The organism is Paenibacillus terrae (genome assembly GCF_005217525.1).
GTDB classification, from domain to species: Bacteria; Bacillota; Bacilli; order Paenibacillales; family Paenibacillaceae; genus Paenibacillus; species Paenibacillus terrae_C.
Genome location: NZ_PNXQ01000005.1, coordinates 432,074 through 447,594, shown reverse-complemented (window position 1 = coordinate 447,594; position 15,521 = coordinate 432,074). Strand labels below are relative to the sequence as shown.

Sequence of the window (15,521 nt, the reverse complement as noted above, 5' to 3'; positions counted from 1 at the left end):
ATCACGCCATTTTCGTCAACAAAATGATCCATATGTTTTTTTACATATTTCATATACTTGGGATCGCCTGTCAGTTCTCCGACCGCTTCCAAGCCTTTGTAAATGACGCCGTGGTCATATTCCCATTTTTCGTAAAACTCCGGACTCCGCTGTAGAACAGAATCGCTCATACGTACAGCCCAAGAATCTGTTTTTGTAGGATTGGTTGTCGGTTGTGATGTTGGATTTGCCATGATACAGTCCTCTCTTTGGAAAATATTTGATTCATAATCGTTGTTTGTGCTTACATGGAAGGCGTATGTGATTTAGGGTCAGCAGGTTTGTTCTTGAAACCTACATTATTGTTGCCCCAGCACCGATCATAATTAAAACCTGTCAGTTCCTCGAATACCTTTCGAGCTTCCGGTTTTGCTGATTTCATGGAGCCGCCATTTTTGAGTCGATCAATTTCGGTGATCAGCTTCTTGTGACTGTCAATATCCAGCTTCATGACGACAGATGCAATCATACCGATGATCGCCAAAGCGATGGTTCCAACGACAAGCACGTAAAATATAGCATGCTGAGCGGCAATCGGCTGACTATCAGCCCCGGATACGAATCCGAAATGCTGTAACACCCAGCCAAGTATGAAGACGACGACGGCTCGAACCATTTTACCTGCGAAAGTCATCATACCTGCATAAATACCTTCCCGGCGACGGCCAGTCAATGCCTCATCTACATCAGCAAGGAACGTATATTGATTCCAGGGAATATAGTAGACCCCGCCTGTACCAAGACCCATAAACAGTGTGATGACATATAGCCATACCATCGTATTGGAGGCTCCCGTGATATAGAGCAGGCCGTAACCGGCTACGCTAAAGCAAACGACGACGAGTGCAGCGATAAAAGGCATACGGAACCCTTTGCGTACACAGAACTGGATGAAGAAATAGGTGGAAATTAATTGAATGACAGAGTTAAAGCTATTCAGATTAGATACCATCTCCGAGCTTTGGAACAGGGAAAATACAATAAAGTACGTAAAGGCAGAAGTGAACAGCCACTCGGCTGAAAATCCGCCCAGATACATGCCCAGATGATGACGGAACGTCTTTACCCGGAAGGTCGAGGAAATGTCAATAAACAGCTTTTTCATGGAATCTATAAAGGAAAGCGGAGCTTCACCTTCCAGTTCCTTTTGCAGTTCCTCTGTAGGGCGTTCCCAAGAATTTTTGTACAAAAATGCCATCGCAATGAGCAAGATACCTGCAAACACGAGTCCGGTATAAAAGAAGGGCAATGGAGAGTCTTTGCCATACTCGGCGATAAAGCGACCAGGGATAAAAGCGGCGGCAAAATTGGCAATTTTACCGAACATGGCCTTCCATCCGGTTAATCTGGAGCGCGCGCCGAAGTCCCGGGTCATCTCTGAGGCGAGTGCTTCATATGGCACCATGACAGAGGTATACACGAGTTCAAACAGTACGTAGGTACTCAGGTAATACCAGAAACCCAACCCATCTACCCACAACAACGGATACACGAGCATCAGCGGAATCCCCATCATAATGAAAAAACGGCGTCTGCCGAATTTTCGGCCCAAGCGGGTGCGATGAAAGTTGTCGCTAATAAAGCCCATGATCGGATTGCTGATGGCATCGATGATGCTGGCAACGGAGAAAATGGCTGCGGCCTGAACGGGAGACAGTCCGCAAAAGGTTGTATAAAAGTACATTAACCATGCGCCACTAATAGCAAGTGCACCGCTTCCCAGCATGTTGCCGCTTCCATAGGCGAGTGTATGTTTCATTGTGATTTTTCGTTCCATGATCTGTTCACCTCATATTTTGTCTGGTTATGAGGACAATCACCGGTCGCTATATTATGCAGTATGTCTATGTTGGTAGATGGGCCAGGGCGTCCTGATTGGGTTGGGCTTTTAGCGTGCCCCTATGTTGTTGCCGCTCGGAGTACCCGAGCCGATCAAATCGCTTCCTGAAGCCAGCTTGAGGAAGTTACCTAGTTGGATGGAACCGTCTGTGCTTCTTGTAATGGAAGGAACCAGACTGACAAAGTCAGCGGCGCTGGCGAGAAGACCTTTGGCATTGGTGCTTTTTTTGTTTTTCCACCAGACGTTAGAATTGTCTTGATCGGTTCCACTGGTCTTGTCACTGGCTGTTCCTTCAAAGGAAAGATTGTTAATAAATACGTGGTCACCCTTGTCAAAAGCAAAATTGCTCTCGCCATTACTCCATGAAGTATTATTGGTCAGGGTAATGGTTCCGGGATTGCTGTTGTAGGTAAAGCCGTGCTTTTTATTCTGAAAGGCAATGCTGTTTTTCACGATATGGTTGACCTTGATTTTATCCCCGCCCAGCTTGAAGCCATTGCCGTCACTGTTAGCGGTGGAGGTTCCATCAGAGGTCTGTCCGTTGTGGTGGGCGACACTGTTCAAGATCGTTACCTCTCCGATAGGTCCAGTTGCTGCTTTGGTAAACAAATCCCAACCGTCGTCAACGTTGTACGCAGCCACACAGTTATCGAATACATTGCCTGGTCCTACGGTCAGCTTGGCGGCAAAACCGTCAGCATCCTCACCGTTGTCAGGATCAGCATTATCATGAGAGTAGGAGTTCAAGATAAGGTTGTTCGAAGGCCATTCACTGTTAGCTGCTGTAGTGGAGTAGCGTCCGAGTTGAAGACCGGTATCCCGATTATGGTGAGTTTCCACATTTTCAATCCGGTTGTTGCTGCCGCCGATATAGATACCGTTATCCCCAGCACCCTTTACTTCAAGACCTTTTACCAGCCAGTAGTCTCCGAAAAGCTGGAGTCCACGGTTGGCGGAGCCAAAGGCTTGACCCGAAAAATCAAGTACCGGCTTTTCACTGCCGTAAGCAACCAACCCTTTGAGGGAACCGTTGCTGCCATTATTTCCACGCTGAACGGTAATCGTAGAGGAATAGGCGTAGTTGCCTCCGCGCAGATAAATGGTTTTACCAGGAGCAATTTGTGTAAGTGCGGCTTCAAGAGTAGTAGGACTGGATATGGTACCTGGATTGGACACGTTACCATTTGGCGCTACATACAAGTCGCCTGCCGCCAGCGTGGTGGAGATAGCAGATGTATCCGTTGCACTGGCAGCCTCTTCTGAAAGGGAAGAAGAAGGGGCATTGGATGGCGTATCTGCGTAAGCGGTTCCAAGAAGGAAAGAAGAAGCGAAAACAACAGAAATACCGAGCCTTAGAGCGTTAAAACCATTTTTTGGACGTTCATTGCGTTTAAACATGTAAATTCCTCCTTATTTCATCTTTTATTTTAAAAGAAGATAGCACTATAAAAGCGACTTATGCTGTCTTTCATATGAAACGGGGACACCTCCCTGGGTGACGGATTAACTGGCATATGTCCAAAACGCTCTAAGAAGTATAAGCTCAGTTTAATATATGTTAACGTTTGCATCAACTGTTTTTTGATGATATTTTGAGATTGTGAAAAAAAGTTCACACTTTTGTTTCAACTAAAAACAAGGTTTTGCCAAGCCGGGAAAAATTGATTGCACTTATATAATATACACATATCAGGAATAGAATCTATGAGAAAAGGCGGGTTTGACGTATGGATCACGGGAATCATTTGACGAGTCCAACTACACGGAAAGTTTCGAGAAAGCGGCCACAAGTTAAGAATGAGATTGTGGATTGGCTTAAAGCGATTATCGCAGGTGTTGTTCTCGTGAACAAACTGATTTACGATTTTCGTGATCCCAAGCCGAGTGAGGTTGTTGTATTCCGTGTGAGAAAAGAAGGAAGAGACTTCATTAAGGTTGTCATTGGGGTTGCGGGAGACACGATTTAATACCAGGGCGACAATCTTTACGTGAACGGTAAAAAAGTGGAAGAGTCATACATTCAGGGAGCTGTCGGTTTTAATCGTAATAATAACGAACGTTAGAATTACTAAATTATTAATGCAGGGAAATGTCAAGGGAGACTGTAAGGAAAGGGGAGAAAAATTTAACAAAGGAAGTGACCTATATGTTATTGGGTGGCGTATTATACCTGAAAAGTTGTATTTCAATAGTTGAAACTTACGAATTATATTTAACTGTTTCAAATGACAAATAGGCGTATAATAACCCATTAGACCTAAGAAAATTGTCCCATACAAAGGAGATATTTTAGAATGAAGATTGGTAAAAAACTATCCATTAGTTTTGCAGCCGTATTATTGCTTACATTGGTTGTGGGTATTATTGGTGAGTATGCTACTTCGTCTTTACATAAATCATATCAAAGCATGATTGATGATGGCGTTGCTAAAATTTTAATGATTAAAGAGCTGGAGTATGACGCTGCGAGTCAGACCAAGTATTTTCGCGGATATCTGGTGACTGGCGATCAGGACGAAATGAACAGTTATCTGAAAGAGCGTGAAACCTTTGCAACGACCATGAAGAAGCTGCAATCAACATTGGTACTGGACAAGCCCAAACAAATGGCAGCACAGCTCCAGCAGATGGAGGCTGAATATGCAGATATCGTGAAGGAAATTACCTCATATAAGCAGCAGGGGGATGTGGTGACCTACACGAGATTAGTGGAGGAAAAATGTAAGCCGATGGCGCTTGCACTGGAACAACAGTCACAGGCGATGGAGCAATATCAGATGGAACTTCTGAATCAATCCCAAGTCGAACAGGATGAAAAGCTCCAAAATGTACAGACGATGATTATCATTGCGATGGCGCTCGCACTGGTGATCGGGATCGTATTGGCATATGCAATCACCCGTATGATTGCCCGTCCGGTGGTGCAGGTAGCTCAAGCCGCTCGGCGTATTTCAGAAGGGGATCTGACACAGGAGGATATCCAAATTCGTCAGAAAGATGAGATTGGTGAAATGGCGCAGAGCTTTAACGATATGAAACGCCAGCTTCGTTCGCTGATGCAAGTGATTTATCAGAATGCGCAAGGGGTCATGCTTGCTTCGGGTGAGCTGTCCAGCGGCTCTGGACAGGTGGCGGAAGGCGCGCGGCAGATGGCGGAGACGGTACAAGGAATCTATGATTCGGCGGGCAGCCAGGTCGAGCGAAACCGTGAAAACCAGCAGGCGGTCAAGGAAAGTGCAGAAGGTGTTCAAAAGATTGCCCAATCTGCATTCATTACCGCAGAGCTATCCGAGCGAGCGATTCACGAGACAGAGCGCGGCAATGTAGACCTGGAGGAGACGGTTGTCCAAATGCGCCATATTCAGGATACGATGAAGGACTCGGTCAAGGTCATTCAGGAATTGGGCGAGCAATCGAAGCAAATTCAGAATGTAACGCAATTTATTCGGGATATCGCCAAGCAAACTAATTTGCTGTCGTTGAACGCCTCCATTGAAGCGGCCAGAGCCGGGGAATCGGGTAAGGGCTTTGCTGTCGTGGCGGGTGAAGTGAAGAAGCTTGCGGAACAGACGGGCCAAGCTTCTCAACAGATTGCTGTCTTTATGGATGCCATGGCGGATACAGTGAACCAGGCCGTGGACTCGATCCAGAGAGGCTCCAGCGAGGTTGAGGCCGGAACGGATCTGATTTACCGCACCGGACAGACGTTTAGCAAAGTGCATGAAGCGGTACAAACGGTAGCCGAGCACACGCAGGACGTATCCGCTGCGACCGAAGAATTGTCTGCCATTACCGAGCAACTGCTGGATTCGGAGCAAAAGCTGGTAGGCTTATCTCGTGAGATTGCAGAGGAATCGGAGTCGGCTGCGGCTGTATGCGAGGAGCAACTCGCTTCTATGGAGGTTATTGTGGATTCTGCCGATTCTCTGCGTCATATGGCTGCTGAGCTACTGTCAGAAATACAGCATTTTCGCATTACAGACGATGCAGACGAGAATAAGGCTTCGACTCATCCAAAGGATACGAATGGAGGACGCGGCACGTCTACCAGACGTACATCTATGGAAAGAATTTCAATTTCAGATACACCGATTCATCCTGCTTCCTGAGCGGGAAGTATTAGATAACAGAGTCTGTCTAGCATCCAGGCTACAACCAAGAGGACTTGCGCAAACAACACGCAAGTCCTCTTTTTTTACTTTCTGGCTTCGTATTCTTATATACCCATGGAATCACCATTTTGAACTTAGCCTTTGACCGCTCCCGCGACCACACCTTTGACGATGTATTTTTGCAGGAAAATAAATACGACGATGGAAGGCAACACAGCCATCACCATGGCTGTCATGGCATACTGCCAGTCTGACGTATACTGTCCGACAAAGGTATAGGCCGCCAGCGTAAGCGTTTTGGTGCTGGGTGAGCCGTTAACCATGAGCAGGGGCAGCAGAAAATCGTTCCAAATCCACATCACGTCGATGATCACAATGGTGGCGGTGACGGATTTCAGCAAGGGAAAAATGACCGAAAAGAAAAGCCGGAAGCCTGAGGCTCCGTCGATCTTGGCACTTTCGTCAATCTCGTTGGGAATCCCTTTGACAAACCCGTGATAGATAAACACCGCCAGCGGTGCACCGAAGCCCCAATACAGCAGGCCAAGTCCCCAGGTACTGTCCGCCAGATGCAGGTCTTTCGCGAGTCGCAAGACAGTCAGCATAATGGACTGAAACGGGATTAACATTGGCATAATGCACAGCATGTAGATGGCGGAACTCCATTTGCTCTTCGTCCGTGCCAGCTTATAGGCGGCAATAGAGGATACCAGTACGATACCTGCCAGCCCGACTACAGTAATGATCGTGTTATTCAGAAATAAGCGTGGATAGTTAATGAATTTCCATACATATACGTAGTTATCCAGCGAAAGCTGCTTGGGCAGCGCAATGACGTCGGTCATGACCTCAGCGAAGCTTTTGAACGAATTGTTAATGGCGAGAAACAGCGGATACAAAAATAACAGCGATAATACAATCATGCCCGCTTCCAGCAAAATACGTCCCATACGGCTGCGTTGCATCAGGCTTCAACCTCCCTGCGTTTGAAAATAGACAATTGGATGATCGTAATGATCAGCACTGCGACGAATAACAGCAACGCTTTGGCTGTTCCGTAGCCGTACAGATTGTTCTGGAACGTATCCCGATAAATATCATACGCAATACTGTATGTTGTACCTCCCGGTCCACCGCCAGTCAGGGATAGAATGACGTCGAACACCTTGATCGAGTTGGTCAGAGCCATGAAAACCGAGATCGTGATGGAAGGGGCCAGCAGTGGCAGCGTAATACTGAAAAATCTCCGAATCGGCCCCGCTCCGTCCACAATAGCGGCTTCCTTCAGATCCTCCGGTACGGACTGCAAGCCTGCAATGTAAATGACCATATAAAAGCCAATGGATTGCCAGATAGATACCGCCAAAATGGAAATAAACGCAAGTCCTTCCTGCCCCAGCCAACTGAGCTGGAAGATGCCCCAGCCTGTGCTGTTTCCCAGTGACTCAAAGCCCTGCATAAAGATAAACTTCCAGATAAATCCGACAATCACGAGACTGAGGATATAAGGGATAAAGAAGGCAGCCCGCAGCCACGCCGAGCTTTTCAGCTTCATGTCGAGAACAAGCGCCAGCAGGATGGCCAGCACATTCACCAGCACAATGTACAGAATGGCATATTTGACCGTAAACCAGGCTGCATGTGCAAAGTTGGCGTCTCCGAGCAGGATTTGTTTGAAGTTATCCAGACCTACAAATTTCGGATGCTTGGATATTCCATTCCACTTGGTCAGGGAATAGCGTATCGTCATCAAAAACGGAATATAAAATGCAATCGTAATGCACAAAATTACGGGCAGTGTGAACAAGCCAAACTCCAATTTACTGCCCTTATCGCCCCAAGCTCCCCTTTTTTTCAGCATAACGCACCTCTTTTTCTCAACATTTTCCGATCTTTCGCTCCAAGCCGTTTGAGATATAATGAAAGTATAGGATAGCCCCTAGGGCCGGACCAATGGATTTAAGAAAACAGTTGAGGGTAAAAATGTGTACGCTTACAAAAGGGGCGATTTTATCGTGATACCAGAACGAGCAGGTACAGTTTTCAGATCCATGTGGAGACGAATAACGCAAAAATTGGTGAACAAGCTTATTTTGCTTTTTACCTCGGTGATCATTCTGGTGGTAGGCTCGCTGACGATTATCTCCTATCAGATGATTGAAAGAGAGTCGGTGAATCATAGCATTGCCAGCACAACGAATAATCTGCTGCTGGTCAATCAGAACCTGGAGGATTATCTGGAGGGGATGCAGCAGTTGGCCCTGCCGCAGCTTCGGTATAACGATATTATGAACGCGATTGCGAATGAGAATCGGGACTATGCCTCTCGAATGGTCATTGAAAATTACTTGCGCAGCATGTTTTATTCCCGTAATGATCTGGAAGCGATCTATCTGTACGTGGCAGATCGTCATCAATATTATGTGGTGACTCGGGAGACGTACAATATTACGGTGCGTCAAGGGATGAACACGGATATACCCAAGCTGGCCTGGTATAAGGAGGCAATGGCGAGCACAACCAATGAATCGTTCCAATCCTTTGCGGGTTCCCGTTCGGATATGGGGTATGTGGCGCCACAGGCCAGCTTTATGGCGTACCATCGGGTGCTGAGGTCAATTGCATCTCGTCACCCGCAGGCGGTGTTGTCCTTTTATTACAATACGAGCGCTGTGGACGATATCATGAAGAACATTCCGCTCGGCAAAGGGGACCATCTCATGCTGCTAAGTCCTGAACGTATTCCCTTTTACGTGGACAGCCTTCCGTTATACGAGCGGATGCGGGACTCGGGGGTGCTGGCACAGATTGGACAGGGAGGGAGCGGACGAGTAACATGGTCGGACAGTAGTGGCAGTCAGGAGTATCTGGTCGTATATGATGTCGGGAAAAAAGAGGGCTGGCGGCTTGTCAAGCCGATTCCATACCGTCAAATTTACGAAGCGGCTACAACGACCCGGAATTGGAGCTATGTGATCGGGATTTTGTTTTTAGGAGTATCTATTATTTTGGTAACGCTGACCTCCAATGCTATTACCAGTCCCTTACACAAGCTGTCCACCCAGATGAAGCGGTTTAGTACCGGGGATTTCAGGGCAACGGCTCCTGTGAAGGGTCATGACGAGATTGCGTATTTGTCGCTGCATTTTAACGAAATGGTCCAAAGAACCGATGAATTAATTAATGAGCGCTATCGAATGAAGCTGGTCGAGAAAAACGCCATACTCAAGGCGCTGGAGGCTGAAATTAACCCCCATTTTCTGTACAATGCGCTGCAAGCCATATCCACACAGGCATTAAAGCGTGAGATGTTCGATATGGCGGATATGGTCGATGCGTTGGCCCAAACCCTGCGGTATTCCATCAACGGCAAGGATATCGTGGCTGCCCGCGAAGAACTCCAGCATATTGAACGGTATATGGGATTGCAAAAAGCAAGATTCGGGACGAGACTGCGAATCGAGCTGGAGTGGGAGGACACGCTGATGGAGCTGCTCATCCCGAGGCTGTCCGTACAAACGTTGGTGGAGAATTCGATCAAGCATGCGCTGGAAAAGGTATCAAGCGATATTCTGATTGTCATTTCAGCCGAATCCAGCTCTACAGATGCCACGATTACAGTCCGGGACAACGGCCCGGGAATCTTGGAGGATAAGCTGAGACAGGTGCTGGATTCGTTCGAAGAAAAGTGGGAGGAACGGGAGAGTGAGCACATCGGCTTAAAAAATCTGAATGCACGATTGAAGCTCCTGTATGGAGATCAGGCAGGACTATCCATACATGCGGATGAAACGGGAACAGAAATCAAAATGCGCATTCCCCAGGGAGGAAGTAGTCATGTATAATGTATTGATTATTGATGATGAGGAGCCGCTGCGCGAAGCCATTCGTATCGTCGGAGACTGGAACAACCTCGGCATCGGGCAGGTGCTTGAGGCGACGAATGGCAGACTTGGACTGGAGCTGCTGGAGCAGCACCCTATAGATGTGGTCATGGTGGATATGAAAATGCCGGAGCTGAACGGTAGCGAATTTCTTCGTGCCATCGAGAAGGCATATCCTAATCTGCTGACGATCGTCATTAGTGGCTATGACGATTTTGAATTTACACGGCAAGCAATTCAATCCAGGGTGGTGGATTATTTGCTCAAGCCGATCAATCGGCAGGAATTGAATCAGGCACTACGCAAGGCGGTAGATATATTGGAAAGCCGCAAGCAAAGCGAAAGCAAATTCATTAGCCAGAACATTACACTGAATATGTCGCTGCCGAAGCTCAAGGAGAAGCTATATTTGTCCATTCTGGACGGTAGCTTTAAAAGACAGGCAAATGCGGCGTTACTCCCCATGATCGGTGCAGATCAACCGGGGAACCGCTTTGGGGTGATTGTGCTTCGGTTGCTGAACAGGGATGAGGTCCGCATGATACGTTTTCATGGGGAGACCGATCTGATGGATTTTGCCGTGACGAATGTCATGGCTCAGACTTCGGATGAGCGACTGAGCTGCTTTAGCTTTCCTCATCCAAGACGGGAGCGCGAGGTCGTTTCCATTTGCACATTGTGTCCAGGGCAAGAGGAACATATGCCCCTTCTGCTGGCACAAGTAGCGCAGAAGGCGGCGGCGAATCTGCACGGATTGTTCGGCGTGGTGGTGGTCGCCGGGGTGGGTAAGCCTTGTATGGATATACTGGAACTGGCGTCTACCTATACGGATGCGAAGGCGTTTATTCATAATACGGATGTATTGAAGCTGACAGGGACATCGGTCATTCATACCGCGCCCCGGCAGGGAGCGATGTCAGAAGAAGTGCCGTGGACGGATCGGCTGCTGTTGATCCAGAAGGATGCCCAGACAGGTCAGGCGAATCGGGCAAAGGTGTTGCTAAACGATCTGCTGAAGCAGTTGGCATCCGGCTCTGCTTTTCGTTTGCAGGATGCAGATCGGATGATGGGCGAGCTTCATTTTTTACTGAGAGAAGCGGCTACGGAGCCGGGTGCTTTCCTATCTGTATCTGCATCTGTGTCTGAGCCGGAGGGGGCTTCGGGGGAACAGAGAAAAAGCGTGGCTGAGGGCGATATTGCTGCGGACTTTACGGATTTTGCCCAGTACGGACAGCGGCTGAACCGTATGTTGGAGCTTTACATTGCCGGGGTTCAGCATGCTCAGGGGGGGAGCCAGCCCTTTGATATTACGGAGGTCAAGCGGCATATTGACCGTTATTACTTTGAAGATATCAAAATTTCATTTTTTGCCGAAACGTATTTTTTAAGTCGGGAATATTTGATGAAGCTGTTCAAGCAGCAGTTTGGTTACGGGATTCACGAATATGTGCAGAAGGTCAGAATGGATAAGGCCAAGGAACTGCTAGGCGACTCCAGTCTAAAAATTCAGGAGATTTCCGATATGCTTGGCTATAAGGACAAGAATTATTTTAGTAAGGCTTTTCGTAATTATTATCAGGTGTCACCCTCTGAGTATCGTGTGAGCCTGCAATAAACCACTTTTTTACCCTTAACGCTTCACTAATCTGCCTTTTTAAATTGGACTATATTTTTTAGAATGAGCGCATGGACGTTGATCACAAATAGATGGGGGAGTATCCATGTTAAAGAAGATGATGGCGTTATCCGGCAGTTTGCTATTGACGGTCGGCTTGTTGAGTGGATGCGGAAGCAGCGGCGATTCAAATTCGGCTAAAGGAAATGCTGGCGGCAACGAAGAATTGAAACCGGTTACAATAAATATGTTCACTGCCTCGCCAGAGTATACGGATGCTTTTAACGCGTATATCGAGGAGTATAAGAAGGTCAAGCCGAATGTGAAGATCAATCTGGAAATCATGCAGGCGGATTATAACACGATTCTCAAATCCAAAATTGCCTCAGGCAGCACACCGGATGTATTCCAGACCACGGCAGGAGGCGACATCGACACGTATGCAGATTATAGTGCCGATCTGACGAATGAGCCGCTGGCAGCAGCCATGACGGATGCCGTTCGAGCGAATATGAGCTCCAGTGACGGTAAAGTGTTGGGCTTCCCGGTGAAGGGGAATTTGTTTGCGCTGATTTATAACAAGGATTTGCTTGCCAAGGCCGGAATAACCTCCCCGCCGAAGACGATTGCGGAGATGCAGGACGCAGTCACCAAGCTTGAGGCGAAGGGCATCACTCCATTTGCGAATGCATATAAAGAGTGGTGGGTATGGAAGCACATCTTCCAGCATTATGTGGATGCTGCTGCACAGGATGCAGGTGTAGAGCCGAAGCAGCTCGTCAACGATTTTATTGCAGGCAAAGCGAAAATCAAGGACTATCCGGTGCTGTACAACAACTTCTTTAGCTTTATTGATCTGACGGTGAAGCATGGCACGGATAAGCCGCTGGAACGCGACAGCAATGCGGAAGTGAGCGATTTTGCATCGGGTAAAGCTGCGTTTATGACGGGGAAAGGCGCATGGGATGAGGAAGCGATCAAGAAGATTAATCCTGACCTCAAGATTGGCATCATGGGCTATCCGGTAAGTGACAAGGCGGATCAATCGGTCATCATTACCGGGGCTGATCAGGCGCTGCGTATTAACAAGGATTCCGAAGTAGCCAAGGAAACGATTGAATTTTTCAACTGGCTGTACACTTCGGAATACGGCAAGAACTGGTTCTCCCAGGTAGCCAAGGTCATTCCTCCAATCAAGGATGCGCCTCTTCCTGATCTGGAAATGCCTAAGGAAATGGAAAGCATTTTGAAAACGTCGAAGTCCGGTGATCTGTCTGTTAACTATTCGCTGGATACGTTCCACCAAAAATTTGGTGAGCTGATGCAGGCTTATATCAGCGGCAACATGAACAAGGATCAGGCGGTTGCAGAGATCGAAAAAGCGTGGGTGCAATTAGGCTCGGCACAATAAAACTGGTTTCGCGCTAAGACGTCCGTAAGGGCGTCTTTTTTTGTATAATTTTTGAGTTTAACTTATCTGAACAAAAAAATATCTAATATTATTTAAATATATACTTGCAAAAAGTTATTAAGTTGTAGATAATAGATTGTGTACAATATATCTACGACATACAACATATATATTGGCTGCATAACGAAAAAATACGGAGATACCTCGGCTGGGGAATCTCTTTATTCCGTTCTTCCATACCCGAACAATATCAACGTGGCTACTGAGGCCTAAGTATCCCCACGTTGTTTATATATAAACAGGGCACCTGCAACGAAGTGTACGCTTCGTTGCAGGTGCCTGTTTTGTTTTATAGGTTATCCATTAAAGAAGAAGTAGAGTATGTATGAAGAAAAAGATGATGGATGATCATATGAGGTTACTTGAGTCAAACTGTAAAATACAGTCGCTGAAGGACGTTTTTACGTGCTATACTTCTATTAACAACAGAATGGCTTAGGTGGGCGGTCGGCTAAGTCTCCCGGAAGGGAGGTGACGCCTGTGGAGGTTAAAGATGCTCAGACATTAATGATGATGTTCGGCACGCTATTAGTAGCGTTGATCGGATTAATCGTTACGATTGTTATTGCGTTGAACCAAAACAAAAAGAAATAGACCGCCCTGCTCAATGGGAAAACGGTCTATTTCTGTAGATCGCCTTTGAACAGCCGACCGCTCTTCAAAGCGGCTGTTGCCAAGAGTAGGGATGTTACCAGCATCCTTGCTCTTTTTTAGTATATCCTTCTATCATTTATTTTAGCACAATTGAATCATCGATGTAACTCATTTGGTGAAAACTTTAACTTCCTTTGGAGCGAGGGTCACGGTGATTGAACCGTTGTTGATCTGAATGGAGTCGTTGCTTAACTGGTTGGTTAGACGGGTGCCGTTGGACAGATTGTCAAAGTTGCCAATGGTGCGGGTTTGGCTGTTCCACGAGTTGTTGATGAGTACAATGGCCTCGTCGCCGTTTTTAGAGCGCTGGAAGCTGTAAAAGGAGTCGTCTGCCCATTTTTCCTTTTGGCTGCCGTTTTGCAGGGCAGGGTGGCTGTTGCGCACACGATTTAGTTTGGCAATGTACTGATACAGCTCATGATTGGCGTTGAAAACGACGTTTTCCCGGTTGGCAGGATCATCTCCCCCACTAAAGCCTTGCTCGGTGCCTTGATAGATAATTGGAATCCCGCGCGATGTCAAAGTAAAGCCCAGGGCGGCCTTGAGCTGCGGCCATTTGTCAGAGCTGGCACCAGGCTTGCCGGAGGCCTCGTTGAGGAAACGTTTCACATCATGATTGTCGATAAATACGCCGTTGGTCTGGGCATCGCGATAGTAACGATCATCCGAGTAACGTTCCTTGATTTTGGTCATGGATTGATCACGTCCAAACACATCCTTGATCGTATAATACATTGGAAAATCCAGTGCGGCATCGAGATATCGGGTGTAGTCGCCCACATAAGCGGGATCGCCACTAAATATCTCACCGATGGTGAAGGTATTGGCTGCTTGGTCAAAATCCTTCAGGAAGCCTTTAGGTACATGCTTGGCCGTGTCCACCCGCAGTCCATCGACCCCTGACTCGTTCAACAGCCAATTGATCCAGTTTTTAAGCTCGTTCGCTGTTGCGGGGTTGTCCTGATTCAGGTCATCCAATCCGGCCACGTCACCGTTTTCGATTTTCCATTGGTTGTTGGGGCTGTAGTCTGCCCCTGTGATGTCGCCGTTGTGATGATACCAGTCTGCTTTGTCAAAAGGAGCCTTGGCGAAGCCGTTCCCTGGTTGAAAATCGCCCGTGTGATTGGGGACTACGTCCAGCATCACAGCGATATTTTTGTCATGCGCCTTACGGACCAGCTCCTTGAACTTGTCCATTGTACCAAGATGTCCATCTACCGCATAAAAATCATACGTATGATAGCCGTGGTAAGCGAATTCGCTCTTTTGCATCGTTACCGGAGTAATCCAGATGGCGGTAAAACCCATATTCTTGATGTAGTCGAGCTGGTTGATAATGCCTTGAAAATCGCCGCCATGCCATTTGCGCTGGTCGCTGTTGTTGGAATTGAAGCCACCGTAATTATCGTTCGATGTATCCCCGTTGCTGAATCGGTCTGTCATAATAAAATAAATGCTCTGCTTGCTCCAGTCTGTACCAAGGGGAGATGGATTGGAGGGATTACTCGGTTCGGTGGGAGTGGAGCCGCCCGAAGGCGACCCCGTTTGGACAGTTCCTGCGGCTCCGTTAGAGCCAGGAGTGTAGGTAGAAGTCCCCGTGCTGAAAAGGTAGTTTTTGGTGTTGTTGCTATCCCAGTTGTTATTGCCATCATTAAAGGCAGCCTCTAATTGGGAGGCAGAGCCGATATCGACGGTTATTTTAGCATAGCCGCTAATTTCGGCATCCTGCATTTTCACTCCAGGTGCAGCCGTCCAGCTTCCGCCAGCCGGGCGGTAGTGAATGTAAGGTGAATTGAAGCCTTTTTTGTAGTATACGGTTACCTTGTTGGTTGTACCGCCGCCTTCTCCGGGATTGGTACCGGATGGAGCACCTGATGTGACGGCTCCTGCTTTGCCGCTGTCGCCT

At 47.5% G+C, this 15,521-nt stretch carries 11 protein-coding genes and 1 pseudogene; 6 read left to right on the top strand and 6 right to left on the bottom strand.

Annotated elements, in window-relative coordinates; translation table 11 throughout:
* From C1I60_RS25240 to C1I60_RS05215, 3 genes and pseudogenes are all read right to left on the bottom strand, one after another.
* Positions 1-233, bottom strand: a pseudogene (locus tag C1I60_RS25240) (glycoside hydrolase family 88 protein); the annotation flags it as partial.
* Between the two features lie 50 nt (positions 234-283).
* Positions 284-1,816 carry an MFS transporter gene (locus C1I60_RS05220; RefSeq protein ID WP_137060784.1) on the bottom strand — a complete coding sequence of 511 codons (1,533 nt, stop codon included), beginning with the start codon at positions 1,814-1,816 and terminating at the stop codon, positions 284-286.
* Between the two features lie 111 nt (positions 1,817-1,927).
* A complete protein-coding gene (locus C1I60_RS05215; RefSeq protein WP_137060783.1) occupies positions 1,928-3,277 on the bottom strand; it encodes a right-handed parallel beta-helix repeat-containing protein in 1,350 nt (449 codons plus the stop codon).
* A 329-nt stretch (positions 3,278-3,606) separates the two neighbouring features.
* Between C1I60_RS05215 and C1I60_RS05210 the strand changes: the two genes are divergently transcribed.
* Together C1I60_RS05210 and C1I60_RS05205 are read left to right on the top strand one after the other, a co-directional pair.
* The gene (locus tag C1I60_RS05210) at positions 3,607-3,846 is read left to right on the top strand and encodes a S26 family signal peptidase (RefSeq protein WP_170970744.1); all 240 of its coding nucleotides are present in this window, start codon (positions 3,607-3,609) and stop codon (positions 3,844-3,846) included.
* A 327-nt stretch (positions 3,847-4,173) separates the two neighbouring features.
* A complete protein-coding gene (locus C1I60_RS05205) occupies positions 4,174-5,988 on the top strand; it encodes a methyl-accepting chemotaxis protein (RefSeq protein ID WP_137060782.1) in 1,815 nt (604 codons plus the stop codon).
* A 137-nt stretch (positions 5,989-6,125) separates the two neighbouring features.
* Here C1I60_RS05205 and C1I60_RS05200 read toward each other — a convergent pair whose 3' ends face one another.
* Both C1I60_RS05200 and C1I60_RS05195 read right to left on the bottom strand, forming a co-directional pair.
* Positions 6,126-6,956 (bottom strand): carbohydrate ABC transporter permease, encoded by an 831-nt coding sequence (locus C1I60_RS05200; RefSeq protein WP_137060781.1) that lies wholly within the window; start codon positions 6,954-6,956, stop codon positions 6,126-6,128.
* Positions 6,956-7,852 (bottom strand): carbohydrate ABC transporter permease, encoded by an 897-nt coding sequence (locus tag C1I60_RS05195; protein ID WP_137060780.1) that lies wholly within the window; start codon positions 7,850-7,852, stop codon positions 6,956-6,958. Before C1I60_RS05195 ends, C1I60_RS05200 begins: the two co-directional genes overlap by 1 nt.
* Positions 7,853-8,042: 190 nt before the next feature.
* Here C1I60_RS05195 and C1I60_RS05190 point away from each other — a divergent pair, with 190 nt between their 5' ends.
* From C1I60_RS05190 to C1I60_RS25235, 4 genes are all read left to right on the top strand, one after another.
* Positions 8,043-9,836: a sensor histidine kinase gene (locus tag C1I60_RS05190; protein ID WP_137061007.1), complete on the top strand. Its 1,794-nt coding sequence runs from the start codon at positions 8,043-8,045 to the stop codon at positions 9,834-9,836.
* Positions 9,829-11,490 carry a response regulator transcription factor gene (locus C1I60_RS05185; protein ID WP_137060779.1) on the top strand — a complete coding sequence of 554 codons (1,662 nt, stop codon included), beginning with the start codon at positions 9,829-9,831 and terminating at the stop codon, positions 11,488-11,490. Before C1I60_RS05190 ends, C1I60_RS05185 begins: the two co-directional genes overlap by 8 nt.
* 106 nt (positions 11,491-11,596) lie before the next feature.
* Complete coding sequence (locus C1I60_RS05180) at positions 11,597-12,901, top strand: ABC transporter substrate-binding protein (RefSeq protein ID WP_137060778.1); 1,305 nt, start codon at positions 11,597-11,599, stop codon at positions 12,899-12,901.
* 540 nt (positions 12,902-13,441) lie between these two features.
* Complete coding sequence (locus tag C1I60_RS25235) at positions 13,442-13,555, top strand: putative holin-like toxin (RefSeq protein WP_252361574.1); 114 nt, start codon at positions 13,442-13,444, stop codon at positions 13,553-13,555.
* A 168-nt stretch (positions 13,556-13,723) separates the two neighbouring features.
* On the opposite strand, the gene C1I60_RS25230 is transcribed toward C1I60_RS25235, so the two are convergent.
* Positions 13,724-15,521, bottom strand: a 1,798-nt coding sequence (locus tag C1I60_RS25230) for an alpha-amylase family glycosyl hydrolase (protein WP_252361573.1), incomplete at its 5' end; no start/stop codon positions are given.

Bases quoted from the DNA above. Each gene is read 5' to 3' on its own strand.
- C1I60_RS05220 (WP_137060784.1), bottom strand. From the start codon at position 1,816: ATGGAACGAAAAATCACAATGAAACATACACTCGCCTATGGAAGCGGC.
- C1I60_RS05215 (WP_137060783.1), bottom strand. From the start codon at position 3,277: ATGTTTAAACGCAATGAACGTCCAAAAAATGGTTTTAACGCTCTAAGG.
- C1I60_RS05210 (WP_170970744.1), top strand. From the start codon at position 3,607: ATGGATCACGGGAATCATTTGACGAGTCCAACTACACGGAAAGTTTCG.
- C1I60_RS05205 (WP_137060782.1), top strand. From the start codon at position 4,174: ATGAAGATTGGTAAAAAACTATCCATTAGTTTTGCAGCCGTATTATTG.
- C1I60_RS05200 (WP_137060781.1), bottom strand. From the start codon at position 6,956: ATGCAACGCAGCCGTATGGGACGTATTTTGCTGGAAGCGGGCATGATT.
- C1I60_RS05195 (WP_137060780.1), bottom strand. From the start codon at position 7,852: ATGCTGAAAAAAAGGGGAGCTTGGGGCGATAAGGGCAGTAAATTGGAG.
- C1I60_RS05190 (WP_137061007.1), top strand. From the start codon at position 8,043: ATGTGGAGACGAATAACGCAAAAATTGGTGAACAAGCTTATTTTGCTT.
- C1I60_RS05185 (WP_137060779.1), top strand. From the start codon at position 9,829: ATGTATAATGTATTGATTATTGATGATGAGGAGCCGCTGCGCGAAGCC.
- C1I60_RS05180 (WP_137060778.1), top strand. From the start codon at position 11,597: ATGTTAAAGAAGATGATGGCGTTATCCGGCAGTTTGCTATTGACGGTC.